The organism is Vibrio sp. J2-4 (genome assembly GCF_021728155.1).
In the GTDB taxonomy this organism is placed as follows: Bacteria; Pseudomonadota; Gammaproteobacteria; order Enterobacterales; family Vibrionaceae; genus Vibrio; species Vibrio diabolicus.
On record NZ_JAKKCN010000003.1, the window covers coordinates 634,110 to 658,020 of the forward strand.

Consider the following 23,911-nt stretch of genomic DNA (forward strand, 5'->3'; position numbering starts at 1 on the left):
AGAAGTAAACACCGAAATATCTGTTCTGAGTCCCTTCCTCCCTTTCAACTCCACTTAGAAATTCTATTAAACATTTACGAGTCTTGAGTCGCCTTGTCTTATAGGAAAACGCTACTTGTTTTCTAGAGGAAAGCGGAACACAAAAGGTGGAACCACAGCTTCCTCTCTATGAAATAATACATCGCAAAACATTGTTATATATAGCTATTTATATACGGCACACATCTTGCGATGAACTGTTAAACCAAGGCATAGCAGATAAGCTATTTAAGCCGTATATATGAGAGAGGGAGTAACCTCATGAGTTCATTAGATCCAATTACAATGGCTACTAAATTTGCCACTTTTGACGTTCAACCGTTTCAACAGCGCTATCAGCTACAAGCCAGCAAATATCAAGCGCAACTTTCCGCTCTAGGTAAAGTTGAAACGGCATTACGAGACTTTCGTAATTCGTTAAACGAAATGAACAGCAGCACAAACACCATCATTAAGAACAGTGCAACCCTATCTCAGGAAGGTTACTTTACAGCCAGTGCAGATGCTAAGGCCCTCACAGGCAACTACCAAATTTTTGTTGAGCAAGTTGCCACGTCTCATCAAGTCTCTACAGGGATGCCTGCTGATCTAGAAGCAACAACTGAAGTCCCAACAACTGGCTCTCTCGAGTTCACGATCAATGGCGAAACAATGACGCTAGATCTATCGACTGTTGATTCAGACGGTGATGGCACAGCAACAGTCAGTGACTTAGCAAAAGCAATCAACAACAACAGCGATAACCCTGGAGTAAACGCCACCTTAGTTCGCTCAAATGGTCAAACTCACTTTATGTTATCAAGCACTGAAACTGGTGTTGCTAACCAAATCAACGTATCGGCGTCTGGTACTGGCCAAGCCTGGTTTGAAGATGCATTCACAAATCTAAACCAAATTAGCGCCCCGCAAGATGCTGTAATGTGGTTGGGAGCTAAAGACTCTGGTCTCAAACTGACGAACGCAAGCAATACATTTGAAGGTGTAATCGACGGTGTAGATATTACTCTAACCAAAGCTCAAGCTTCTGGTGAAACACCTGTTGGCCTTGATATAGGCTCTGACAGCGAAGCAACTAAAGAGCAATTGGATAAGTTTGTTGACGCATATAACACTCTTATTGGCGCAATGAACCAGCACACCCAAATAGGTAGTGAAGACAAAAAACGTGGAGTGTTAGCAAGTGATCCAACACTTCGCTCCATTGAGAGCCAATTAACTAATTTGGTTCGAGGGGAACACGGTGGTATGCGTCTGAGTGAAATCGGTGTGAGCTTGGATCGTGATGGGAAAATGAAAGTCGACCACGAAAAATTCGCCGAAGTTCAAAAGAATAACAGCGTGGGCTTGGAAGCAATGTTTAATGGCGACGATGCCTTACTTGACTCAATGGACGCGATGATTGATCCATTTCTGAAGTTTTCATCAGGCGCATTCAAATCCCGTAAAAATGCGCTTCAAGCTAACTTGGATCGCATAGAAGATAAACAATCTACATTAGAGCGTAAATACGATATGTCGTACAAACGCTACATCAAACAGTTCACACAAATGAACGCGTTAATGACCCAAATGAACCAAACCATGTCGATGTTTGGCTAAGCCTTTAGGAGAAAAAACTCATGCTTATGGACTCTGGCTATGACTCGTACCAGCAAGTAGACCTCAACGCGCAAGCGGCAGCAGCAAACCCACACCAATTAGTCATTATGTTGATCGATGGCTTACTTGATGAAGTTGAACGTATTCGTGGCCATTTGGCTGCGAATCGCTTGGCGGAGAAAGGTAACGGAATCAACAAATGTATGAACATCTTAATTGGGCTCACAAGCGCTCTAGATGATGAGAATGGTGGCGAAATTGCTGAAAACTTACGCCAGCTGTATGACTTCTGCCAAGTTGAGCTTTATTACGCCAGCGTGCAGAACGATGCGAATCGCTTGGTTAATGTCGAGCGTGTAATGGGTAACATTCGTGAAGGTTGGATGAATTTTGGACAACAAGCATAAAGTGTCGCCAGAGCGATTTCGTCATTTATCTCAGCTCATCCAATTCGCTACAAAAACAGCAGATTGGCATGCGCTTAAGCGCTATGACTTGCAGTTGCGAGAGCTATTGATCAGTCACAAACCTTTTTTGAAGGATCCTAAGCTTGCACCTGAAATTCAACGTGCCAAAACCGTTCATGCAGATGCATTCGCTAGATTAGAAAAGTCGAAGAACGAGTTAGAAAAAGAGATGAATATGGTCAATGACCATCAAGAGCGCGCTATGGCCTATCAATTAGCGATGACCATGGAGCTAACTCAATGATCGTATCTCCTTCAACTCAAATATCCGGCAATTCATCACCTGGCCATGAAGGCAACATAAAACAAGCAAGAGCTGTACACGGTTTTTCTCATAACCCTATGTCTGAGCATAGCCAGTATGACGGCCAAGGTTTCGCCTCAGCTTCAACCGTGCCGAGTTTTCATCTTACCGCTCCAGCTTTGGACAGCGAAGAAAAGGCGTATGATCGTGGTTCGGATACTGACGAACACTCGGCTTCTGAAGCAGATGCTCACCTGACAAGTACACTGGGTTCAACAGAATCACCTGATCTTGCTATGCAAGCTCAGGCTCTAACCCAGAGTATGCTCACTATGGCCGAAAAGCAGCCGGGTCAGTTCGGAAAAACTCCGCCTTTAGCGGTAGCTAACGACGTTAAGTCTGCAACACAAGACTCAAATAACGCCTTACTAAACACCTCTCCAAAGCAACAAGAGGTGCAACAAAGCCAACCGATGTCATCGAACTCGCGTCTATCAATCTCCAGTGCCGACTTTCAGACCCTATTGAGTCAACCAGCTCAAGGGCAACCAACGGCCTCACCACTCCAAGGACAAACACCAACGCCACAAGCCCCGAACACCGCCGTTGCCACGAGTCATATTCAAACTCAAGGCTCTGAGTGGGCGGCTGTGCGCGTTGACACCAGTGCTGGAAAATGGGGAGAGCAAATGATGCAAGTTCTGCATGACCGTGTGACTCTTCAAGCGCAACAAAATGTACAAGAAGCCAAAATCCGCCTCGACCCACCGGATTTAGGTAAGCTGGATTTACTTGTACGTGTTGAAGGCGACCGACTAAGCGTGCACATCAATGCCAATGCAGCCGCAACACGAGAAGCTTTAATGCAAGTGTCTGAGCGTCTACGCACAGAACTGCAAGAGCAGAACTTCGTCCATGTCGATGTCAACGTGGGCTCTGATCAAAGCCAGAGTCGCAATGACCAACATACAAATGAAGAAGACGCCACTATTTTCGCAGCACGAGAATCTGGTGCATTCCAAACTACAACAACAAACTATTCAGAACACTGGCTGAACACTCAAGCCTAGTTAATCCTCGAGGAAAAAGGTTATGACCAAACAACAAATGATCGCCCTGTTTATCGCCATGATCATCACCAGCGCCCTCGTTTCGGCCGCCACGATTATGGGCGGAATCTGGTACTTAAACAAACACGCTCAAGAGTCACCTGACTCTGGTTCCTTGATCGATGATTCTCCATTGTCATTTTTAGTCACAGAAGAACCGACAAGCAAAGGTCCTAGCTTCCATCCTTTAGACAAAGTCGTTTTGACCGTAAAAGGTAAAAAACAGACTCACTTTGTCATGCTAGAACTAGCGATTGAAACACGCCGTCCTGAGCGCATCAAAGACATTGATGAATACATGCCAATGGTACAAAACTCATTATTAAAATTGTTTAGCGACAAAACATTTGATGAGTTACAGCAAGCGGGTGCCATCGATATTCTGCAAAACGAAGTAAAACAAACGCTTTTACTGGCTTTTGCTAAGACAGACATCGTTCGCGAAATCGACGATGTTTTGTTGACTAAATATGTTGTGCAATAACGGAGCACAACCATGTTAGACATGAATATACAAGACACCTATACCACAGAAGAGGAAGTGACGACGCCATCACGCCCAATTGACGAAAATGCACTGCTGCAACGTCATCAAGTTATGGTGAAACGCGTCGTTAACCAGCTACGTGTTCATGCCACTTCTCACTGTAGTATTGAAGATATGCAGCAAATTGGCCTTATCGCTCTAGTTGAAGCTGGACGCCGATACGGCGATGTTGACGATCCTCATTTCCCTGCCTTTGCCGTGTGTCGCGTTCGAGGTGCAATTTTAGACGAATTGCGCCGGCTAGATTGGCGCTCACGTAAAACTCGCCAACAGGCTCACGAACTCAATGACGTAACTCGAGATCTCACACGCTCTTTAGGTCGGATGCCCACGGATGCAGAAATCATCCAAGCCTTGGGGACGAATGAGCAGGACTATTACAACCGCCAAAATGCCGCCCTTGCGGGAGAGATGCAAAGCCTTGACCAACTAATGGAAAGCAGTGGTGATAGTTATATTGGCGGGCAATATGATGGCATGGAACATGAGCATATTCGTCGCAGTTTAGATAGCGCTTTAGGCAAATTGCCGAAGCGTGATCAATTGCTGCTTACTCTGTTCTATCAACATGAACTCAACTTACACGAAATAGCTCTGGTATTGGATCTGACACCACCTCGTATATGTCAGCTTCACAAACAAGCGCTGAAACAACTCAACCAATTAATGTCCTCTTAGGAGTCACAAGATGCAAAAGTTTTTTGGAGTCCTCACTATCCTGGTGTGCGTCTTCGGTGGATACATGTGGGCCGGCGGTAACTTAGGCGCTATCTGGCAACCAGCCGAATTCCTTATCATCATTGGCGCTGCTGCTGGTTCTTTGATCATCGGTAACCCACCTCACGTACTGAAAGAAATGCGTCGCCAAGTGCCTGCGACCATTAAAGGCCCGACAGAAGAGCATGAGTACTACATGGAATTAATGGCGCTACTCAATAACTTGCTCGAGACAGCGCGCAACCGTGGTTATAAGTTCCTGGACTCTCACATTGAGTCGCCAGAACAGAGCTCTATGTTTCTCGCTTACCCGACGATTGCTGAGGATCATCGCCTAATTTCTTTCATTACTGATAATTTACGTTTAATGGCAATGGGACAAATGTCGCCTCATGAATTAGAGGGACTGCTAGAGCAAGAAATTGAAGCTATCCAAAACGAAATGCTTTTGCCTTCACGCTCACTACAGCGTACAGCAGAAGCACTACCTGGCTTCGGTATTCTTGCAGCAGTTGGTGGCATCATTATCACCATGCAGGCCATTGATGGCTCAATCGCTATGATTGGTTATCACGTTGCAGCAGCTCTCGTAGGTACATTCATTGGTATTTTCGGTTGTTACTGTGGTTTAGACCCACTAAGTAACGCCATGGCTCAGCGAGTAAAACGTAATATGACTGCTTTTGAATGCGTACGCGCAACCTTGGTTGCCTACGTAGCGAAGAAGCCGACATTGCTCGCCATTGACGCTGGTCGTAAACATATTCAGCTAGACATCAAACCAACATTCAACCAAATGGAGAAGTGGTTAGCTGAACAGGAGGGATAATGCAAAAACAAGAGCATGTAGTGTTCAAACGTGCCAAAGCACACAGCCATGATGAACCTCATGGCGGCGCGTGGAAAGTCGCGTTTGCTGACTTCATGATCGCCCTAATGGCGCTGTTTCTTGTGCTTTGGGTTATGCAGGTGGTAGACAAAGAAGAGCGTAAAGCAATTGTCGCCCACTTACATAGCTCGAGCGTATTCGACAAGAGTTACGGTAATCCATTTGATACTTCACAAAGTATCTCTCCTATTGACTTGGCACAGGACTCTTCTGTGCCAAGTAAACACAATTCCAACCACGTGGTAAGCTCATACTTTCGAGGTGACGGCGATGGGCCAGAAATCGACTCGTTGATTCCTGGTAACTTCGATACTCAGGAGCAACTTGCAGCGCTGGCGAAAGTCATTGAACGAATGACCGCTCAGATTAACGCACAAGGAAATGTCAACGTCACCGTGACCCCACAAGGCTTACGTATCGTCCTTCAAGATGATTACAAACAGCATATGTTCAGTCGTGGTGGCGCAGAGCTGACCCCTTTCTTCGAAGACTTATTACTTGCACTTGCGCCTGTATTTCAGCGTGTGAACAACCCACTGATCATCAGCGGACATACGGATGCGATTCCATTTAAAAAACGCTTTGGTCGTCAATCAAACTGGGCGTTATCTGCATCTCGAGCTGATGTCGCAAGAAATACGCTGGTTGAAGGTGGCATGCCGGATGATCGCGTCATGCAAGTCACAGGCATGTCGGATAGAGCACTGCTTAACCCTGATGAACCAGATTCAAGCGAAAACCGCCGTATCGAGCTGTTCGTTTTAACGACGCCAGCAGCCAAAGTACTCGAAACTCTTTTTGGTAACCACCAAGAAAGTGAACTGCAAAAAGCGAAAGATAAAGCCGAATTTAACCAACCAGTCATTCGACAAGAAGTCATCAATTACTCGGGTGATACGGCCACCAACGAAGTAAATATTCAAGAATTATAACCTCAAAAGGTCACCTCGCCTGATGGTGACCTTTCTAACTGAAACCTCTGTTACTGTGACTTTTTAGTTGAGTTCTATATGCACATAACACCTTCCGAAAACAAAAAACGCGATCTGTTGAAGAAAGCCTTTTTATGGTTAATTATCTTCGACTACCTTTTATTGGCGTTTTTCTTAACTCAGCTGTCCAGTTTAACGCTTAACAGTGGGACCATGATTAGTATGCTGCTCGTCGTCTACAACGTCTTACTCGTTTCTCTGTGCTTTCAAAGAACCAATAAACAGGATTCTTATATTATCTACCCTGTTTTATCCGCGACGTTGTTGGCATTTGTCTGCTTTCTTTATTTCTTTTTTTTAATTTAGATACCAGACTCCACCATTGATTTGATTTTTAATGCTTTTTCGAAGTGGTCGAGCCGATGGGTCTGAATCCACCACGTAGCTGCCTCCATCAACTGTTCAGGATCATCATTTTTGTTGGCGAAAAACGCATAAAATGAGAGCCCAACCTGCTCACCTTTGCTTTCGATCTTTTTGTCACAGACCTCTATTATTTTGTCTCTCAATGAAGCTCTCATTTCTATTCCCTTACGCTAGTACATACTCGCTAACCATACGGTTGAAAGAAATCAGATCAAACGAACCTTTAATTTCAAAACGTACTCTTCCCACCTCACTCATGAAGAACTCAATTTCGCAATCTAAGTCAAAAGTACCAGACGTCTCGATAGAAAATGCATTGATCTTGCTATAAGGCAGCGACGTGTAATCCACTTTTGAGCCCGTAATCCCTTGCACATTCGCCGCAATCACTCGCTTGTTGGTAAACACCACTTGGTCGCGAACCGTTTTAAAGCCCGCAAATACCGACTCGCCATCAATAAGAAACTTGTGAAAATCTTCCCTAACTTTTGATACCTCAATGGGTTTAAGCTTAAACACTGATGAATTGTCGAAATCGATCATAGTCATTCCTTTTTAGTTGATAGCGAACAAACTCAACGTAGCAGATACACAGACCGTTGCCTATCAGCTAAGTACCATCTTTCGATTTCAAACCTAGGAAAAAATTCAACAAAGTGCATTACTTCCAGCCCTGCCGCCATAGCTCTGGGTCTTTCAGCTCTTGCCAGTTCATCTCTTGCTCACGTTTACTCATAACCGCCTCAATGACACATTTCACAACATTGCCGTCTTCATCCAGTTCCATTTCAGTTACGACAAAGTGCTTCTCTTTATTTTTAGGTGACGTCGCCGTCCATTTGCTGTGCAATAGCTTCTTGGGGTGAATTTTATTCATAGTAGTATACCAATTTAACTAGCATCTTTATGTATACGACTGAATACCAAGAGAGAATCAGATTTTATTTTTAAGCATCCACGAAAAGAAAAAGCCGCAAAAGAGGTCATCCCCTAATGCGACCTTACTTGCAACCCAATTAGGTCTTTTGACCGTTCAAACGAGGGTTTAAGTACTGACTCTGTAGCAACTGCAACGCCTTACCAACCAGCACAATCACCACCGCGCCAATCAATACGGGCGTGAACAGAAAACTCCACCCCTGCCCAGATGCCATGATCAAGATTGGATTTGCGCCCGCAGGTGGATGCGTTGTCTTCGTAATCAGCATTGCTGACACTCCTAACCCAGTCGCAATCGCGAGCGTGATTGGCGTGATCTCAACATATTGGCTAAACGCAATACCGATAGATGCCGTAATGAAGTGACCAATGATCACATTTTTTGGTTGAGCGAGAGGGCTGCTAGGCACCCCAAACACCAACACCGCCGTAGCACCAAATGGCGCCATGAGAAGTACAACCTCAGTAAGAGACACCTCGGCGTAAGACAACACACCAATAGCCAATGTCGCACCAAGCCCCGCGACCAACGATAAAATTAAATTATTCATAAACACCTCAAAGTAGACCGAATTGTCTACAAATTAAAATAGACAAACCTGTCTACCTTTGTCAATATGTGTTTGTAGAACTTTTTGAGGACGTAGTTATGAACAAAAAGAAACAGTTATTGATCGACACCGCGTTGTCGCTGTTTTACAAACAGGGCATCAACTCCATTGGCATCAATGAAGTCCTTAAAGTATCTGGCGTGGCTAAACGCACGCTGTACAGCCATTTTGAAAGCAAAGAAGCGCTCATCCTCGCCGCACTAGAACAACGCCACCAAATCTTCATGGCGTGGCTAGAGGAGAAACTATCACCAGCACAATCGAGCACAGACGTGATCGACCAGTTGTTTACCGCGCTTAACGGCTGGTTTCATGGTTCTGAGGAAAAATTGGGCGAGTTTCGCGGCTGTTTTTTCATCAACACGTCCGCCGAATTTAGTGACGACAGCGGCGAGATTGCAACGTATTGCCGCCACCATAAACAACAGGTTCGTGAGCTAATTCAACGCTATCTCAAATCAGACAACACATCATTACTCGATGCCATTTGCATCATGAAAGAAGGTGCCATTACCACCGCTTACATGACAAAAGAGTACGACGACGTCACAGAGAAATGCGTAGAAATTTTGCGCAAACTGTAACCGCAACTGTAAGAAAGCAAGCAACGAATCGACCGAGCTCCAAACTGGCAAGAATGTTCAGAAATGGTAAGGTTATTTTATCAACCTAATGAGACATGCTTGATATGAAAATTGGCGAACTGGCACAAAAAACGGGCCTTGCTCCCTCGCGTATTCGATTTTACGAGCGCATCGGACTGCTAAAAACCGTGACCCGTAAAGCCAACGGGTACCGCGAGTATCCGCAAGAAGCATTAATGATTCTGGACATGATCACAACGGGTCAGCAAGCTGGATTCAGTTTGGATGAACTAAGTGCGTTACTGCCATCCGACCTTTCTAACTGGGATCATCACCAGTTATTGACGACCTTGCAGCAAAAAGTCCAAGAGCTCGACGAGCTTGAGCGAAAAATCGCGCAGAGTAAAAGCAAGTTAAAAGAAGTACTTAAAGAGATTGAAGCTAAGCCAGATGACATGGACTGTGCAATGAATGCAAAACGCGTCATGTCTCAGCTTGGACAAACGATTCTGACCAAAGAAAACCCGTCAAATAAAAAGTAAAGCCGTCAGCAAATCAAAGCAATGTTAACAAGCGAAGCTTTACTCTTGATGTTGGGTTAGAGATTCGCCAATTCCCCTGCTAGCCACTAAATTGAGTCTGTAAAAACCATTCGCTCTTAGCTCAGGTGTACCGCCTCCTTGTTTCTATAATCAATAAAAAATCAATCCAATTTATCTTCAAAATGTGGGTTGACCTTAAACCTAACTTTAACGTTAGGATGAATATCAAAGCAACACAGCAGGAGATTGGTGAATGCAAACGATATTGGGTGCAAGTGGGCAAATTGGCCGTGAGCTGGCATTAAGCCTAAAACGGGACTTTACGAGCGACATCCGATTGGTGAGCCGCAATCCGCATCGAGTCAACGAGACGGATCAACTGGTAAAAGCGGACTTGCTCGACGCGAAACAAACATCAGATGCCGTAAAAGGTTCTAGTATCGTTTACCTTACTGCAGGGCTACCAATGGATACTCAACTGTGGGTGGAACAGTGGCCAACAATGATGCGTAATGTCATCGCCGCATGTAAAACTCATCAAGCAAAGCTTGTTTACTTTGATAATACCTACATGTACCCGCAAACGGATACGCCTCAACAAGAAGATGCACCATTTCAGCCCAATGGAGAAAAAGGTCGAATTCGTGCGGTCATTACTGACATGCTGCTAGAATCGATGAATAAAGGAGAAATCGAAGCCGTTATCTGTCGTGCTCCGGAGTTTTACGGCCCGGGGAAAACGCAAAGCATCACTAATTCCGCCATTATCGATAATCTACTTAACCAAAAGAGCGCAAAGGTGTTTTTACGTGATGACACCAAACGCAGCTTAATTTATACGCCAGACGCAAGCCGAGCCATGGCGCTAATTGGGAATACGCCCGATGCTTACGGACAAACTTGGCATTTGCCTTGTGATGATCGTCGACTGACGTATCGGGAGTTTATCGCTGTTGCAGCAAAGGTTTTTAACGTTCCGCCGAACTACAAAGTCATCAAGCGCTGGCAATTGTGGCTAGCTGGGCGATTTAATCAAACCATTCGAGATGCTGCCGAGCTTTTGCCTCGCTACGAATCTGACAACCTTTTTGTTTCGGATAAGTTTCAGACTCGTTTTCCAGATTTTCAAATCACCACATTCGAACAAGGCTTGACCACAATTAAACAAGAAAAAGCCAATGACCAGAAACTTCTTTAAGCAGGCATTGATAGGAGCTTTTTGATGAAAGATAACACACCGGCATCATCCCCAGATCGTTGGATCATATACGGAGCCAATGGTTATACAGGCGAGCTAATTGCGAGAGAGGCCGTAAAACGAGGTCACCACCCAATCCTTGCTGGTAGAAGTTTAGAGAAAGTACAAAGCCTAGCGGCTGAACTAGGGCTGCAAAGTCTTGCTTTTTCTCTTGAGGATAAAAGCAGCGCAGTCCAACACATTTCGGGTTCATCACTGGTATTAAACTGCGCAGGACCCTTTTCTTCGACGGCAAAACCGATGATGAAAGCGTGCCTAGAAGCAGGCGCACATTACCTCGATATTACAGGTGAGATCTCTGTATTTGAGTTTGCACAAACGCTGCAATCACAAGCAAAGGAAGCTGGTGTCGTATTGTGCTCCGGTGTTGGTTTTGATGTTATTCCAACGGATTGCATTGCAGCCACATTGAAAGCTGCGCTACCAGATGCAACACACCTGTCTCTCGGTTTTGACTCTCGCTCTGGTTTTTCTCCGGGCACGGCGAAAACGTCTGTCGAAGGTTTGGCTCAAGGCGGTAAAGTGCGGCTTAACGGAAAAATCACCACCGTTCCGCTAGCGTATAAAGTTCGCAACATTGATTTTGGTGACGGCGAAAAACTTGCGATGACCATTCCGTGGGGCGATGTTTCAACCGCCTATTACACCACGGGGATTGAGAATATTGATGTTTTTATTCCCGGATCGCCAAACATGATAAAAAACGCTAAACGAGCGAATTGGGTTCGCCCCCTTCTCGGCATAACCTGGGTACAAAGCCTCATAAAAAGCCGTATTGAAAGAACCGTAAAAGGACCGAATGAGGATCAAAGAAACCAATTACCCACATACGTATGGGGTAAAGCAAGCAACAAACTCGGACAAAGCAAAACAGCACGAGTACAAACGGCCAATGGCTATAGCTTAACCGTAACGGGATCTCTGGCGATTGTAGAACACCTGCTACATACGAAGCCTGAAGCCGGTGTATACACCCCATCTAAGCTCATGGGATCCAATTTTGTGTCGCAGCTTCCCGGCTCTAGTGGCATAACCATTGAAGAGTAAACAAAAAGGCACCAATCGGTGCCTTCTGCATTAACAGGGGTTGAGGCCATCACAACTCGTGTTCGGTACGGGCGATGATGTCATCCTGCGCGTCTGGTGACAGCGCGGTAAAGAAGGCTGAATAGCCCGCAACTCGCACGACAAGGTCACGATATTGCTCAGGGTTCTTCTTCGCTGCCAGCAAGGTTTCACGAGAGACGATGTTGTACTGCACGTGCCAACCTTTATGGTGATTAAAGAAGGTACGAATCAGCATCGATAGCTTGAGCTTATCTCCTTCTGAAGCGACAGCCGCTGGGCTTAACTTCTGGTTAAGCAGCACACCACCCAAGATTTTATTAGCTTGAATTTTACCGACTGAGTTGTACACCGCCGTTGGTCCCAAACGGTCAGAGCCCGATGCTGGACTTGCGCCTTCCGCCAGTGGCGTTTTCGCTTTTCGACCATCTGGTGTTGCCATCGTGGATGCGCCAAATGGCACGTTGGCAGAGATGCTCGATGTTCCCGCGTAGTAGCCACCACCAATTGGTCCGCGCCCATGACGTGTGTTGACAAATTGCGCCAACTCATCGATATAAACTTGGTAAGCATCAGCCAGCAATTGGTCGACATAATCGTCGTCATTGCCGTATTTTGGCGCGAAGTTGATTAAGCGTTGGCGAAGTTGTTCGTTCTCAATACCATCGAAGTCTTCTTCTAATGCTTTTGCCAGTTCCGTTTGGCTGATTTGTGCTTCTTCAAACACCAAATGTTTGATCGCCGCCAAACTGTTACCCAAATTGGCGATACCCACTTGCAGGCCAGATACCCAATCGTATTTCGCTCCGCCTTCTTTTACGGTTTTACCACGCGACAAACAGTCATCCACCAGCGATGAGCAGAAAATATCTTGCGCTTGCTGCTCAAGCACACTGTCGACTACGGTATCGATCTCTATCGATTTACGTGTGTAGTAGCGAATTTGCTTCGCCCAAGAAGCGGTGACTTGCTCAAAGCTCTCGAAGTTACCTTTTGCTAGCGACTTATCATGCGGCAAGAAGGCTTTGCCCGTCGTTGCATCCACACCTTCGTTAAGCGCAGCCAGTAAAATACGCGCAAAATTAATAAAGCTCATGCCCGTGCAACGGTAACCCCATTTGCCTGGAACAGCGGTTTCAATACAGCCAATAGACGCGTAGTTGTAAGCGTCTTCTTTCTCAACGCCAAGCTTGATGAACTCTGGGATGACAATTTCATCGTTGTTGAATGCAGGCATACCGAATCCGCATTTGATCACTTCAATACAGCCCATCAAGAACTCTTTATTCAGACCTTCATGATAGCGAACACTCAAGTTCGGTTGTGTGGAACGTAGCTGACCACAAGACTCTAAAATAGCCCAAGATAGCGGATTTACGGCGTCTTCAGGTTCTCCATTCTCATTCAGCTTTTGGCCACCGATACAGACATTTTGATACAGAGGAGAACCTGCCGATGCTTTTGAGTGCGCGCCAGAGCGAATCTTGTTTACTTCAAGCAATTTCAACCAACAGCTTTGCAATAACTCAAGGGCGAACGCTTTGTTCATCGCGCCACTTTCAAGATCACGCACGTAGTAGTCGTTTAGGAACTGGTCCATCCGACCGAATGAAACAGAGTGGCCATTCGATTCAATTTGCAACATCAACTGCACAAAATAGCTCAGTTGCAGAGCTTGCCAGAAGTTGGTTGGCGCATGGAAAGCCACATGACGACAGTTTTCTGCGATTGTCTCCAGTTCCGCTTTCCTCTCTGGTCGCGTTTCGTTTTGTGCCATTTCCAGAGCGAGATCGGCGTAACTCACCATGTGTTCCTGAATCGCAAGCAAGACAATTTCGACGGACTTATAAAACTGCTCTTTCTTCAATCCTTCATACGTCGACACGTCGTTATTAACGCGATGCTGACGAACCTCATCCAGCAGCCCGTTCATACCGATCTTCAGGATTTTTTCGTTATCCACTGCAAGGTGCGCGTCGCCCGAAGTCATGTTGCCTTCGGCTTTAATGATGGTGCTGGCTAAGATCTCTTGCTGCTCGTCGGTAAAAAGTCCATAGCAGCGATCTTGAACCGTTTTACCGCGCCAGTATGGCGTAATGGCGTGAATGCTTTGTTTGTCTTCTTCACTTACCGCAAAACCAGCCCCAGGTCGGTCGGCCAGTTCGTCTATTTCCGCTTCAATCCAACGCACCGTGTATTCAGGGAAGATCGGCGCAGCGCGTACTTTGCTCGCTTGGTTGCCTACAATCAGCTCGTCGTGCTTAATCCAAATGGTGCGAGTGCGTAAGTGCTCTTGTAACGCCAACGCTCGTTGCACAATCACAGGTTTGTCTTCATTTGCCTGATACGCTCGAGTATAAGCCTCTGCGCGCTCAGTACAGATAGGCGGCGCTACGATGTTGACCAGTGCCGATTTGTGGGCTTTGATTCGCTCTGGAAGGGTATGTAGGTCCATGGTTAACCTCTAACAATCACGTTAAGTTGAGTATGTTCGCTTGCGTATTGCATTGCGTTTTCTAGCAGTTCTGGATTATTTAATGGTTTGTCAGAACACTCGTAAGGCATATCGAGCAAACGGTATTTATTGATGCCGAGGGTGTGATACGGCAGCAAGTGAAGTTCTTGACAGCTTTCTAAAGAAGCAGCGAAATCAATGATCGCTTTGAGCTCATCAATGGTGTCATTGAAGCCCGGCACAACAGGAATACGAATCACAATGCGTTTCGCAATTGGTGCCAATTTTCTAAAATTGTCTTTGATGCGTTTTAACGATCCCTTCGCCCAGCAGAGAAACTTTTCTTCGTCGGTGTGTTTAAGATCCGCTAACCAGCAATCAATATACGGCGCGACTTTTTCTACGTTTTTCCACGGTACATGCATGCAAGACTCCACCGCCGTAGACACATGGTTTTGATGCAAACGTTCGGCAAGTTCTGCCACAAGACTTGGCTGCATCAGCGGCTCGCCACCAGAAAATGTCACGCCACCTTGGCTTTGATCGTAGAAAGGCTTGTCTTTCATCAACACTTCAAACAGGTCGTCCGATTTCGCCGCTTCTCCACATATGCTGAGCGCTTGTGTTGGACATACGTTTCGCAGCGCTATGATCTGCGCTTCGCTCATGGCTTTTCGATTGATGATGATTTGATCGTCAATGCGTCGGATACCATCGCTTGCCATGTCGCCGTTTACGGTTTGCTTATAAGCCGACACACAAAGCTGGCAGTCCGCCATACAACTGCGCTCATCAAACAGCAGAGAGTGCTTTTCACTACGGCTTTCTGGGTTTTGGCACCAAGGACAGGACAGACTGCATCCCTTCAGAAACAGAATGGTGCGAATACCATCACCATCGTGGGTCGAGAACCTCTGAATATTGAAATACATTGCTGTCCGCCTCTTGGTTTGCTCTTCTACTTTTCACGCTTTTCTTTTTCTGAAAGCTTCATTTGATAATGAAATATTGGAACTTAGCTTTCGATTAATGAAATTATTATGGCTTCAATTGAAATTTCAATTGATCAAAATCAAGATCTCAGCGGATTGTCAGATCTATAGTGATCCCATCATCAAAACGAAGATTTTGTATAAGGTAGAACCCATGATCGAACTCTATTTAGATACTGCTGACGTGGCAGAAGTAAAACGCTTTAACCAATGCCTACCTCTGAAAGGGGTAACCACAAATCCAAGTATTTTGGCGAAGTCAAAACAAGGCTTGAACCAAACCTTAGCTGGCATGCAAGAAGCGCTAGGGGGCACACCCCGTTTCCATGCTCAAGTGGTGAGCACAACTGTAGAAGGCATGGTGGAAGAAGCGCGCCAAATCCATGAATTACCTTATGATATGGTCGTCAAAGTGCCAGCAACCGAAACAGGCTTATCGGCAATTAAGTTAATGAAAAAAGAGGGAATTCAAGTACTCGCCACTGCTATTTACTCTGCTCAGCAAGGTTTCCTTGCGGCATTGTGCGGCGCTGACTATCTTGCGCCTTATGTGAACCGTATTGATGCGATGAACGGAAACGGTGTAGAAGTGGTCGCAGACCTGCAATTGCTACTGGATCAAAACCAACTGCCTACAAAAATTTTGGCAGCGAGTTTTAAAAATACCCAACAAGCGATGGAAGTGATGAAGTTAGGCATTGAAGCGATCACCTTGCCTGTCGATGTGGCCGCGCAGATGTTTTCTCATCCATCAGTTCAGCCGGCTGTCGATCAATTTGATAAAGACTGGAAATCCACGTTTGGCAACAAACTTTCATTTGAAAGTTAAGCATAAAATTATCGAAAGTCCCGTTCCTCCTCGATCGAGGGGCTTTTGATATGGGAATCTCTGAGAAAAAGTAACATTCGCGCAGGCAACTGTTTATAGATGCGGCTTACGAAGAGATTCCCACCTCACTAATCTCGCCTCTACCTTCACGCAAAGTACTCTATTCGTAACATCACTACTGACGAAAAACGCTCGTTCCACAAGCAAAAAATTTTGCTTCAAACCGACAAACTCACAAGCACAACGCATCAATAAGTCGGTAATTATTAATTTTATCTATTGGAAATGAACACTGTTCATTTATAATCAGCGAACCTAACGCCGTAACAAGGAATCCACTTCATGAAACGCATTGCGCTTCTCTTTGCCATGTTTGCATTACTTTCTGGTTGTAGCAGCATGTCGCCAGAACAATGCCAAACCGCAGATTGGTATCGCGTCGGCTACCAAGATGGCCGCTCAGGCAACAACCCAAACATTTTGTACGAATACATTAAAGACTGTCGCGAAGCAGGCGTAACGCCAAATCACGTTGAGTGGCAAGACGGTTTTGATAAAGGCACCATTCTTTACTGTTCGCCAGACAATGGTTACACGGTGGGTGTAGAAGGAAAAACCTACTATGGCGTTTGCTCTAACGATCTTTTCCTTAAAAACTATCAGTTAGGCCATCAAGAATATCAGCGTCAACAACGCATTAACGCATTAGATGCGGAGATATCACGCCTTGATCATCAATTGGATGCAAACTTAGATAAAGACAGCGCGAAGCGTATTAGAGAGAGAAGAAAACAACTGGCGCGTGAGCGTGCATCACTCATCTCGCCAGGAGCTAATTACTACTTTAACTTTTAGTCGCGACGGGCTACAACGCTAGGGTCATAAAGCGGCTGTTTGGATCAGGTTGATAGTCGCCAAACGGCTCGCAGTGCGCGAAGCCATGTTTTTCATATAGGCGATGCGCGGGTTCAAAAAATGCCATCGACCCAGTTTCCAAACTTAGACGTTGTATCCCCTGATGTTTCGCTTGCTCAATCACGTGATTGAGTAAGCGGGATGCCACGCCCTGTTTTCTCGCCGATAACGTCGTACGCATCGATTTCAACTCTGCGTGACCATCTTCTAGTTGGCTCATTGCCACACATCCCAATAGCTGCTCACCATCCCAGCCCGTCCAAAACGTGATTGAAGGCAACTTCAACTTGCTTACATCTAACGCATGCACGCTCTCTGGTGGCGATGTAGCGTACATGTCCTGTAAATGCTCTTCCAACAACGCAATCACCTGCGGCCGTTCTAAATCGTCAATTTCAATTCTCATATTTCCATCCTTGGTGTTTTCCAAGTTAAAGCGGCTGTTTCATAATGTGTTGCGGTCCAACGGGGCCGCCGTGGTAAAGCTCATTGGTATCTTCAAACCCTGATTTTAAATAGCACTGATAAGCAGGTATGTTGCGGCAATTCACGGTGAGATAAAGCGCATCAAACTCGGGATAATGGCGTTTGGCGAAATCGGCAAACTGTTGAATGGCTTGCTTGGCGATGCCTTTGCCTTGATGACGGTGATCCACCAGCAAAGCACGCACGCCTAAACTGTTTTTCGGGCAAAAATCGTATTTCTCGCTGTAAGCTGCATCAAATAGAAAAAAGCCAACCACGTCATCGTCTGCCAGAATCAGATGCGGAAGCTCTGTGGGTTCAAGACGTGTAAGCATTTCACCCACATCCACGACCGTAAACTGCGATTGCTCTTCTAGCACGCTAAGTTCGCAAGTTTGTTCATGTCGCTCAGGCGAATACTTTTCAATGGTAATCATAATCTTCCTTGTTGTTTTTATGCTCAATTCATACAGGGTATGTCGTAAATAGAAATACCTAGTGTCGTATTTCCCACTCGCAGGCAAACGTTTAGCACTCTATTATCCTCGCCATTCGATAGAGAGGTTTCCATGTCCCGTTTTTTACTTTGTAGTTTTGCACTCGTTTTACTCTACCCTACTGCCATTGATTTGTATCTTGTTGGTTTGCCTCAAATTGCGTCAGATCTCAACGCCAGTGAATCACAGTTGCATATTGCGTTTTCGATCTATTTAGCTGGCATGGCTACCACCATGTTATTCGCGGGGAAAATTGCAGACTCTGTGGGACGAAAGCCTGTTGCCGTCGTCGGCGCGATGATCTTTGTGCTCGCATCTTTTCTCGGCGGAATGGCTGAACAACCAAACACTTTTTTGATTGCTCGCTTTTGCCAAGGCATCGGGGCTGGATCTTGCTATGTCGTCGCGTTCGCGATTTTACGCGACACGCTAGACGATGAACGCCGCGCGAAAGTATTGTCGATGCTCAATGGCATCACCTGTATCATTCCAGTGATCGCACCCGTGATTGGTCACTTGATTATGCTGAAATTTCCTTGGCCGAGTTTGTTTACCACAATGGCAGGAATGGGCATTCTCGTCAGTGTATTGGCCATTTTTGTTCTCAAGGAATCACTACCCAGCCAACAAGGTGAAGAACAGACAACGCCAGAGAGCCATCAAGAGACTTTCTTCGAGCGATTTTTTATCAGTAGGCTGATCATTACTGCACTTGGAGTGACCACCATTCTGACCTTTGTTAACGCTTCACCAATTGTCGTGATGAGCATGCTTGGTTTTGATCGCGGTGGCTATTCTTCCATCATGGCAGGGACTGCGACGATCAGTATGTTGATTTCGTTCTCGGCGCCATTGGCATTGGGGATTTTTAAGCAGCGTACCTTAATGATGACCTCTCAAGTATTGCTCGCTTGTGCAGCCATCGTGCTCAGTGCTACCCATTTCCATGACGGACAATCTCATTACTATGTGTTCGGACTTGGGCTGATTTGCGCTGGCTTCGCTTGTGGCTTTGGCATGGCCATGAGCCAAGCGCTCAGCCCATTCTCTCAACAAGCTGGCGTGGCAAGCTCGTTACTGGGCATTGCTCAAGTTTGTAGTTCCGCGTTCTATATTTGGTTTATGGGTTTCATCGGCGTTAGTGCACTGAATATGTTGGTGTTTATCTTAGTGTTAGGTAGCGTAATCAGCCTTGCTCTAATACTATTGATTCCAAAGCCTGTTCACGATACCCATTATGAAGAAATCCCTAGCGCGACTTGATTTAAACTTACTATTCACTCTGCAATTATTGCTGCAAGAGCAAAGCGTCTCGAAAGCCTCGAAAAAGCTGAACGTTACGCCCTCTACCGTAAGTAAGTCGCTCAACAAACTTCGTCATTGGTTCGATGATCCTTTGTTTGTCAAAACACCTAAAGGTCTTGCGCCAACGCCTTTGGCACAAAGCATGGAGCAAGACCTTGCAGAATGGCTGCAAATTGGCAGCCAAATTGCAGAAAAACGCAGCGATATTACGCCGAAAGGAGTGCGTTTTGATATCACGATTGAGTCGCCATTAGTGCTCACGGTGCTGGACAGACTCATCGTCGCTATCCACCAGCGATACCCTGAAGCGAAAGTAAAAACCAGTAACTGGGATTACGATTCACTCGACGCCATCATTCGAGGCGAGGCGGATATCGGTTTTACCGGCCGAGAAAGTCACCCGAGATCGAAAGAGTCGTTGGATCTTCTGCCGTATTTCTTAGATTTTGAGATTCTATTTTATGACCTGCCGATGGTGTATTTACATAAAGATCATCCGGCATTACAGCAAGAGTGGAATCTCGAGACCTTTCTGAGCTACCAACACATTAATATTGTTTGGGAAAAAAGTGAAACTTGGGCGTTGGATGAAGTGTTAACGGAACTAGGGCTACAGCGCTCTATCGGGCTGACGATGTCCAACTTTGAGCAATCCCTTTTTATGGCAGCGCAGCCCACGCATGACATGATCACCACCGCGCCGCACTATTGCAAAAGCTACACAGAAAAGCTGCATCTCGATTTGGTGTGCTTGCCAATTCCGTTAGACCAAACTCAACAAGACAAGTTACTGATTCCATTTACCATGATTTGGCATAAACGCAATGCGTACAATCCCAAATTGCTATGGTTGAAAAACACCATCAAGTCATTGTACGAACAACCATCCCTACCACAGTAACACTTAGGCTAAGGTCAGGTTTTCTCTGGTGATTTTTGCTGATTTTCTCGCTCTGACAGCTATAACTAATCACTTTATCAACTAATGAAAAAGGTCGTTTGACGCTACACTCAATCCATATTTCTGCGTTAAGGGCCAAGGATGTCGACCTTTTTACTCACTGCTATTACGATGCTGGCGTTCGCCGCCAATTCATTATTGTGCCGACTTGCATTGGCCGAAGGGTTGATTGATGCAGGAAGCTTCACTCTCGTCCGATTGATATCTGGCGCGATTACCTTAATCGCATTGCTTGTCGTGAGAGGTCAGTGGAAAACCGATCGGCCAACTTCTCGCTTTCGCTTTTTTGCTGGCGTTGCTTTATTTGGTTACGCAGCCCTTTTCTCTTTCGCGTACTTACAACTGGCGACAGGAACCGGTGCTTTGCTTTTGTTTGGTGCCGTGCAACTGACTTTACTGGCCATCTATTGGTGGCAAGGTGAGCGCTTTCAGTTTCTCGAAATCATCGGTATCGGCCTTTCGATTGTTGGCTTTGTTTGGTTAATGTTGCCATCTGCCACTCGCCCCGACATCAGTTCTGCACTTCTCATGTTGATTTCTGGCGTTTGTTGGGCTGCGTTTACTGCGCTCGGCAAACAAGCGCCTTCTCCAAGTAGTGGCATCACATGGGGGTTTATCGCTGCATCTATGATTGGCATACTCCTATCACCGTTGATGCTGTCCTCAATCTATCTCTCTTTGAGCGGAATCTTGCTCGCTATCACGTCTGGCGCCATTGCATCTGGCCTTGGGTATACGCTTTGGTATCAAGTCATGCGTAAGCTCTCTTTACTTCAAGCCGCCGTCAGCCAACTTTCCGTGCCAGCCATTGCTTTGCTGCTAGGTACCGTCGTACTCAACGAGTCTCTTTCACTGCATACACTTTTAACCAGTGGCATCATTCTTGGTGGTATCGCTTTGGTTTTTTTATCTCGATCCAAAAAAACAAGCGAACAATCGGCAAGCCGATAAAAAATAATAACTTTCCCTCTCAAATACCTATTCATCATCTATGCTTTTTAAAGCAGCAAAGCTCATTGCAGATGGTACGAGTGGCCTGCTTTAGTATCAGGCGAAGGATATAAGGTGAGAATTGGCTCGCACAACACGACGATTTTGTTTCAAAAGTGAGAATTGTCACAGATCGCGATTGTGCTCGTTTTAGGCGTTTCGTCAATAACGCCAAGGGCTAGCGCGAGATCGAGCCAAATACGCACTTTGTGTTTTGACAAAGGGTTTACAAAGCACACTTTTTCACCCGCTATATTCCGCCCCCCGAATTTATTCAGAACAAGATTCTGATTATTCATATAAGAAATTCATCAACTTATAACGATAAGCCTGAGCAAACTTTGACACTATGAACGACAAAATAAAATTCGCTATTAAAGTATCGCTTAGCCTGACTCTGGCTTATCTGATCCCGTTTGCCATGGGTTGGCCGCAAGCATCGACGGCCGCAACCACAGTGATGCTGATTGCATCCACAGGCAGTCGTCGTGAATCCCTCGCCAAAGGTACCTTACGTGTGTTCGGTACGTTGGTTGGCGCCGTCGTTGGCTTGTTACTGGTGGGATTATTTGCTCAAGACCGCTTGCTGTACATGCTGAGCGTGTCGGTTGTGGTCTCTTTCATTTTTTACTTCCGTAATGCCTACCAAAAAGATCCAACGCTACTCATGCTGACCGGCGTCATGACGCTGATGATGTCCAATGGCGGTGACGCAGAAGGTGCGTTTCTTTATGGCGTTGACCGCGCTTATATGACGGTGTTTGGGGTAGTGGTTTACACACTCGTGGGGACTTTCTTATTCCCGACCAAAACAGAACAAAACCTAAGACAGCTCATCGAACAACTCAACCAAGCACAACGCGCGTTGTTCACCGCTATCTTGCAAAATTTCGAGCAAAAATCGGCGAGGCAAGTATCTACTCTAGAAAAGGGAGAAGAAAATCCAGAAGCTGAAGAGCCACAACCTAACGTGGATTCTCTTATCGAACAGATGTTTGCCGCCCAAAATGCGCTCGAACAGCGTTTTGCCACAGTCAGTGTGGAATGCAGCGACGTGTCGGCCTACATGAAAGAGTGGCGCTTGGCGGTTCATTTGAACAAGCAAGTAACGCAACAATTGACCGTTGCGGCGCACAGCCACTTTAGCCACCAGCAAGACCGTGAAAGCATCAGTAACTTTGATCAAGCCGTGGCGGAAATTGACGCGCTATTTGATACCTGCCAACAAGTCTGGGACGAAAAAGAGCCCGCTTTTCGTGCTCAAGAGTTCAAAGTCGAATACAACCAGGCGTTGCTTGAAGACGCGGCGCACCTAGAGAAAGGCTCTGCGCTTATGCTGGGGCACCTCTTGGGGCTCATGCATCAAAACTTGTCGCGTTTAGCGGAGAGCATTAGCTGCATTGACTCTGTGACGAACAATGTCTCCTTTGACGTGCCGCTGCCGAAACCGAAAGGCAAGTTTCTATGGTGGGACGCAGAAAACTTTAAAACCGCGGTCAAAACCTTTGTCACTTATTGGGTTGCAGGACTGATTTGGATTTATTTCAATCCACCAGGCGGCTACTCGTTCGTAGTCTTCTCGACCATGTTTATGTCTTTGCTGTCGTTCGTGCCTGTGCACCCGATTTTGTTGCTTGTGCTGTTCACTTTCGGCTTCTTGTTCGCGGTGCCTTCTTACGTCTTCATTCTTCCGCAATTGGATCTCGGATTAGAACTTGGCCTGTTTATCTTTATCTACACCTTTATCGGCTTTTATCTGTTTAACGGGCCAGTGACGATTTTCTACATGGTGGGCTTGTTTGTTCTCGGTTTAGACAACAACATGTTCTATCACTTCGGGATCCTCATGACGATCATGCTACTGTTCTACATGGTGGTGTTCATGATCATTTTCGCGCACTACTTCCCGTTTAGCTCACGACCAGAACACCTCTTTTTGACTATAAAAGAGCGCTATTTTAGGCACACTCGGGATCTGTTTGACTCCTATCAGAAGCAGTCCAGTTCGATTATTACACCGCTCAAACGGGCCTTACACTTGGTGACGCTCAACGTTTCATCGAAAAAGCTCAAGGTGTGGGGTTCGAAAATCAACCACAAACACTTTGACAAAACCACGCCAGAAGCGATTGCCGCGTTTAGCAAAGCGTGTGATGTACTCAGTAATCACATCAACATCTTAATGGCCGCCGAGAAAAAGTTGCTGACCAATCCGCTGATTACTCAACTTCGCCAACAACACCGCGATTCCATCATTCCTTTGATGGCGGGCGCTTTAGCCAGCCATCAAGCAACACAAGAACTCGATTCCGTATTCGACCAATACAGTCAGGATTACCAATCATTCGAAGATAAACTGGAAGATTTTTTTAGTGAGTTAGATTTATCTGACTACGCTTATTCAGAGATAGCCGGTTTTTATATCTTGCTGAATTTAAAACGGAACGTGTTCGAAGCAATCAAGCATTGCAAGCAAACCTACGAGGATATCGATTGGGTGAACTTACAACAGAAGCGTTTTTAAAGGTGGGGAT

27 protein-coding genes are annotated in these 23,911 nt (G+C 45.9%); 19 read left to right on the forward strand and 8 right to left on the reverse strand.

The genetic code is table 11. From position 1 onward, the window contains the following. Window positions 1-300 precede the first annotated feature (300 nt). The 9 genes from fliD to L3V32_RS13100 all read left to right on the forward strand — a co-directional run bounded on the left by fliD (window position 301) and on the right by L3V32_RS13100 (window position 6,909). Window positions 301-1,638 carry a flagellar filament capping protein FliD gene (gene fliD / locus L3V32_RS13060; protein WP_006741986.1) on the forward strand — a complete coding sequence of 446 codons (1,338 nt, stop codon included), beginning with the start codon at window positions 301-303 and terminating at the stop codon, window positions 1,636-1,638. Window positions 1,639-1,658: 20 nt separating this feature from the next. Next, entirely contained in the window at window positions 1,659-2,045 is a 387-nt protein-coding gene (gene fliS / locus L3V32_RS13065) for a flagellar export chaperone FliS (protein WP_005398523.1), read from the forward strand. Then, window positions 2,029-2,349, forward strand: coding sequence for a hypothetical protein (locus L3V32_RS13070; protein WP_005398525.1), 321 nt, complete (start codon window positions 2,029-2,031; stop codon window positions 2,347-2,349). Before fliS ends, L3V32_RS13070 begins: the two co-directional genes overlap by 17 nt. Further along, window positions 2,346-3,419, forward strand: coding sequence for a flagellar hook-length control protein FliK (locus L3V32_RS13075; protein WP_237284452.1), 1,074 nt, complete (start codon window positions 2,346-2,348; stop codon window positions 3,417-3,419). The genes L3V32_RS13070 and L3V32_RS13075 overlap by 4 nt, the downstream gene beginning before the upstream one ends. Window positions 3,420-3,441: 22 nt before the next feature. Further along, entirely contained in the window at window positions 3,442-3,942 is a 501-nt protein-coding gene (gene fliL / locus L3V32_RS13080; RefSeq protein ID WP_005398533.1) for a flagellar basal body-associated protein FliL, read from the forward strand. Between the two features lie 12 nt (window positions 3,943-3,954). Then, window positions 3,955-4,683 (forward strand): FliA/WhiG family RNA polymerase sigma factor, encoded by a 729-nt coding sequence (locus tag L3V32_RS13085; RefSeq protein ID WP_005396579.1) that lies wholly within the window; start codon window positions 3,955-3,957, stop codon window positions 4,681-4,683. A gap of 10 nt (window positions 4,684-4,693) precedes the next feature. Further along, a complete protein-coding gene (gene motA, locus L3V32_RS13090) occupies window positions 4,694-5,551 on the forward strand; it encodes a flagellar motor stator protein MotA (RefSeq protein WP_005396580.1) in 858 nt (285 codons plus the stop codon). Next, window positions 5,551-6,543, forward strand: coding sequence for a flagellar motor protein MotB (locus L3V32_RS13095; protein ID WP_005396581.1), 993 nt, complete (start codon window positions 5,551-5,553; stop codon window positions 6,541-6,543). Before motA ends, L3V32_RS13095 begins: the two co-directional genes overlap by 1 nt. Before the next feature lie 78 nt (window positions 6,544-6,621). Continuing rightward, window positions 6,622-6,909, forward strand: coding sequence for a hypothetical protein (locus tag L3V32_RS13100; RefSeq protein WP_046875744.1), 288 nt, complete (start codon window positions 6,622-6,624; stop codon window positions 6,907-6,909). Here the strand turns inward: L3V32_RS13100 and L3V32_RS13105 are convergent. The 4 genes from L3V32_RS13105 to L3V32_RS13120 form a co-directional block, all read right to left on the reverse strand. Further along, a complete protein-coding gene (locus L3V32_RS13105; protein WP_085342540.1) occupies window positions 6,906-7,124 on the reverse strand; it encodes a DUF6500 family protein in 219 nt (72 codons plus the stop codon). The genes L3V32_RS13100 and L3V32_RS13105 overlap by 4 nt on opposite strands. A gap of 10 nt (window positions 7,125-7,134) precedes the next feature. Next, the gene (locus tag L3V32_RS13110; protein ID WP_005396583.1) at window positions 7,135-7,512 is read right to left on the reverse strand and encodes a PH domain-containing protein; all 378 of its coding nucleotides are present in this window, start codon (window positions 7,510-7,512) and stop codon (window positions 7,135-7,137) included. 118 nt (window positions 7,513-7,630) lie between these two features. Beyond that, window positions 7,631-7,846: a TIGR02450 family Trp-rich protein gene (locus L3V32_RS13115; protein WP_046875742.1), complete on the reverse strand. Its 216-nt coding sequence runs from the start codon at window positions 7,844-7,846 to the stop codon at window positions 7,631-7,633. Window positions 7,847-7,985: 139 nt separating this feature from the next. Continuing rightward, complete coding sequence (locus L3V32_RS13120) at window positions 7,986-8,459, reverse strand: HPP family protein (RefSeq protein WP_005462762.1); 474 nt, start codon at window positions 8,457-8,459, stop codon at window positions 7,986-7,988. A 98-nt stretch (window positions 8,460-8,557) separates the two neighbouring features. Here L3V32_RS13120 and L3V32_RS13125 point away from each other — a divergent pair, with 98 nt between their 5' ends. The 4 genes from L3V32_RS13125 to L3V32_RS13140 all read left to right on the forward strand — a co-directional run bounded on the left by L3V32_RS13125 (window position 8,558) and on the right by L3V32_RS13140 (window position 11,950). Next, window positions 8,558-9,103, forward strand: coding sequence for a TetR/AcrR family transcriptional regulator (locus L3V32_RS13125; RefSeq protein WP_237284453.1), 546 nt, complete (start codon window positions 8,558-8,560; stop codon window positions 9,101-9,103). Window positions 9,104-9,198: 95 nt separating this feature from the next. After that, on the forward strand, window positions 9,199-9,645 hold the full coding sequence (locus L3V32_RS13130) for a MerR family transcriptional regulator (protein WP_229623586.1): 447 nt from the start codon (window positions 9,199-9,201) through the stop codon (window positions 9,643-9,645). 253 nt (window positions 9,646-9,898) lie between these two features. Continuing rightward, window positions 9,899-10,843 carry an SDR family oxidoreductase gene (locus L3V32_RS13135; protein WP_237284454.1) on the forward strand — a complete coding sequence of 315 codons (945 nt, stop codon included), beginning with the start codon at window positions 9,899-9,901 and terminating at the stop codon, window positions 10,841-10,843. Between the two features lie 24 nt (window positions 10,844-10,867). Next, complete coding sequence (locus L3V32_RS13140; RefSeq protein WP_237284455.1) at window positions 10,868-11,950, forward strand: trans-acting enoyl reductase family protein; 1,083 nt, start codon at window positions 10,868-10,870, stop codon at window positions 11,948-11,950. Between the two features lie 49 nt (window positions 11,951-11,999). Here the strand turns inward: L3V32_RS13140 and L3V32_RS13145 are convergent, their stop codons facing one another. Continuing rightward, window positions 12,000-14,423 (reverse strand): formate C-acetyltransferase/glycerol dehydratase family glycyl radical enzyme, encoded by a 2,424-nt coding sequence (locus tag L3V32_RS13145; RefSeq protein ID WP_237284456.1) that lies wholly within the window; start codon window positions 14,421-14,423, stop codon window positions 12,000-12,002. Window positions 14,424-14,425: 2 nt separating this feature from the next. Then, window positions 14,426-15,355 carry a glycyl-radical enzyme activating protein gene (locus L3V32_RS13150; RefSeq protein ID WP_029837021.1) on the reverse strand — a complete coding sequence of 310 codons (930 nt, stop codon included), beginning with the start codon at window positions 15,353-15,355 and terminating at the stop codon, window positions 14,426-14,428. A gap of 214 nt (window positions 15,356-15,569) precedes the next feature. Between L3V32_RS13150 and L3V32_RS13155 the strand changes: the two genes are divergently transcribed. Beyond that, complete coding sequence (locus L3V32_RS13155) at window positions 15,570-16,244, forward strand: fructose-6-phosphate aldolase (protein WP_053301582.1); 675 nt, start codon at window positions 15,570-15,572, stop codon at window positions 16,242-16,244. Between the two features lie 342 nt (window positions 16,245-16,586). Further along, window positions 16,587-17,099, forward strand: coding sequence for a DUF2799 domain-containing protein (locus L3V32_RS13160; RefSeq protein WP_237284457.1), 513 nt, complete (start codon window positions 16,587-16,589; stop codon window positions 17,097-17,099). A gap of 10 nt (window positions 17,100-17,109) precedes the next feature. Here the strand turns inward: L3V32_RS13160 and L3V32_RS13165 are convergent, their stop codons facing one another. Together L3V32_RS13165 and L3V32_RS13170 are read right to left on the reverse strand one after the other, a co-directional pair. Further along, window positions 17,110-17,565, reverse strand: coding sequence for a GNAT family N-acetyltransferase (locus L3V32_RS13165; RefSeq protein ID WP_237284458.1), 456 nt, complete (start codon window positions 17,563-17,565; stop codon window positions 17,110-17,112). A gap of 25 nt (window positions 17,566-17,590) precedes the next feature. Next, entirely contained in the window at window positions 17,591-18,061 is a 471-nt protein-coding gene (locus tag L3V32_RS13170; RefSeq protein ID WP_222133518.1) for a GNAT family N-acetyltransferase, read from the reverse strand. A gap of 132 nt (window positions 18,062-18,193) precedes the next feature. On the opposite strand from L3V32_RS13170, the gene L3V32_RS13175 reads away from it, so the two are divergent. From L3V32_RS13175 to L3V32_RS13190, 4 genes are all read left to right on the forward strand, one after another. Further along, a complete protein-coding gene (locus tag L3V32_RS13175; protein ID WP_237284459.1) occupies window positions 18,194-19,384 on the forward strand; it encodes an MFS transporter in 1,191 nt (396 codons plus the stop codon). Beyond that, window positions 19,359-20,327 carry an HTH-type transcriptional regulator YidZ gene (yidZ, locus tag L3V32_RS13180; protein WP_024702169.1) on the forward strand — a complete coding sequence of 323 codons (969 nt, stop codon included), beginning with the start codon at window positions 19,359-19,361 and terminating at the stop codon, window positions 20,325-20,327. The genes L3V32_RS13175 and yidZ overlap by 26 nt, the downstream gene beginning before the upstream one ends. Before the next feature lie 141 nt (window positions 20,328-20,468). After that, window positions 20,469-21,338, forward strand: coding sequence for a DMT family transporter (locus tag L3V32_RS13185; protein WP_140316439.1), 870 nt, complete (start codon window positions 20,469-20,471; stop codon window positions 21,336-21,338). A 388-nt stretch (window positions 21,339-21,726) separates the two neighbouring features. Further along, on the forward strand, window positions 21,727-23,901 hold the full coding sequence (locus L3V32_RS13190; protein WP_237284460.1) for an FUSC family protein: 2,175 nt from the start codon (window positions 21,727-21,729) through the stop codon (window positions 23,899-23,901). Window positions 23,902-23,911: the final 10 nt, after the last annotated feature.

Excerpts from the sequence above, each read along its gene's own strand:
- L3V32_RS13075 (WP_237284452.1), top strand. The coding sequence starts at position 2,346 with ATGATCGTATCTCCTTCAACTCAAATATCCGGCAATTCATCACCTGGC.
- fliS (WP_005398523.1), top strand. The coding sequence starts at position 1,659 with ATGCTTATGGACTCTGGCTATGACTCGTACCAGCAAGTAGACCTCAAC.
- fliD (WP_006741986.1), top strand. The coding sequence starts at position 301 with ATGAGTTCATTAGATCCAATTACAATGGCTACTAAATTTGCCACTTTT.
- L3V32_RS13190 (WP_237284460.1), top strand. The coding sequence starts at position 21,727 with ATGAACGACAAAATAAAATTCGCTATTAAAGTATCGCTTAGCCTGACT.
- L3V32_RS13165 (WP_237284458.1), bottom strand. The coding sequence starts at position 17,565 with ATGAGAATTGAAATTGACGATTTAGAACGGCCGCAGGTGATTGCGTTG.
- L3V32_RS13105 (WP_085342540.1), bottom strand. The coding sequence starts at position 7,124 with ATGAGAGCTTCATTGAGAGACAAAATAATAGAGGTCTGTGACAAAAAG.
- L3V32_RS13115 (WP_046875742.1), bottom strand. The coding sequence starts at position 7,846 with ATGAATAAAATTCACCCCAAGAAGCTATTGCACAGCAAATGGACGGCG.
- L3V32_RS13175 (WP_237284459.1), top strand. The coding sequence starts at position 18,194 with ATGTCCCGTTTTTTACTTTGTAGTTTTGCACTCGTTTTACTCTACCCT.
- L3V32_RS13140 (WP_237284455.1), top strand. The coding sequence starts at position 10,868 with ATGAAAGATAACACACCGGCATCATCCCCAGATCGTTGGATCATATAC.
- motA (WP_005396580.1), top strand. The coding sequence starts at position 4,694 with ATGCAAAAGTTTTTTGGAGTCCTCACTATCCTGGTGTGCGTCTTCGGT.
- L3V32_RS13100 (WP_046875744.1), top strand. The coding sequence starts at position 6,622 with ATGCACATAACACCTTCCGAAAACAAAAAACGCGATCTGTTGAAGAAA.
- L3V32_RS13125 (WP_237284453.1), top strand. The coding sequence starts at position 8,558 with ATGAACAAAAAGAAACAGTTATTGATCGACACCGCGTTGTCGCTGTTT.
- L3V32_RS13160 (WP_237284457.1), top strand. The coding sequence starts at position 16,587 with ATGAAACGCATTGCGCTTCTCTTTGCCATGTTTGCATTACTTTCTGGT.
- L3V32_RS13130 (WP_229623586.1), top strand. The coding sequence starts at position 9,199 with ATGCTTGATATGAAAATTGGCGAACTGGCACAAAAAACGGGCCTTGCT.
- L3V32_RS13170 (WP_222133518.1), bottom strand. The coding sequence starts at position 18,061 with ATGATTACCATTGAAAAGTATTCGCCTGAGCGACATGAACAAACTTGC.
- L3V32_RS13185 (WP_140316439.1), top strand. The coding sequence starts at position 20,469 with ATGTCGACCTTTTTACTCACTGCTATTACGATGCTGGCGTTCGCCGCC.
- L3V32_RS13150 (WP_029837021.1), bottom strand. The coding sequence starts at position 15,355 with ATGTATTTCAATATTCAGAGGTTCTCGACCCACGATGGTGATGGTATT.
- L3V32_RS13085 (WP_005396579.1), top strand. The coding sequence starts at position 3,955 with ATGTTAGACATGAATATACAAGACACCTATACCACAGAAGAGGAAGTG.
- L3V32_RS13095 (WP_005396581.1), top strand. The coding sequence starts at position 5,551 with ATGCAAAAACAAGAGCATGTAGTGTTCAAACGTGCCAAAGCACACAGC.
- fliL (WP_005398533.1), top strand. The coding sequence starts at position 3,442 with ATGACCAAACAACAAATGATCGCCCTGTTTATCGCCATGATCATCACC.
- L3V32_RS13120 (WP_005462762.1), bottom strand. The coding sequence starts at position 8,459 with ATGAATAATTTAATTTTATCGTTGGTCGCGGGGCTTGGTGCGACATTG.
- L3V32_RS13155 (WP_053301582.1), top strand. The coding sequence starts at position 15,570 with ATGATCGAACTCTATTTAGATACTGCTGACGTGGCAGAAGTAAAACGC.
- L3V32_RS13135 (WP_237284454.1), top strand. The coding sequence starts at position 9,899 with ATGCAAACGATATTGGGTGCAAGTGGGCAAATTGGCCGTGAGCTGGCA.
- L3V32_RS13145 (WP_237284456.1), bottom strand. The coding sequence starts at position 14,423 with ATGGACCTACATACCCTTCCAGAGCGAATCAAAGCCCACAAATCGGCA.
- L3V32_RS13110 (WP_005396583.1), bottom strand. The coding sequence starts at position 7,512 with ATGATCGATTTCGACAATTCATCAGTGTTTAAGCTTAAACCCATTGAG.
- yidZ (WP_024702169.1), top strand. The coding sequence starts at position 19,359 with ATGAAGAAATCCCTAGCGCGACTTGATTTAAACTTACTATTCACTCTG.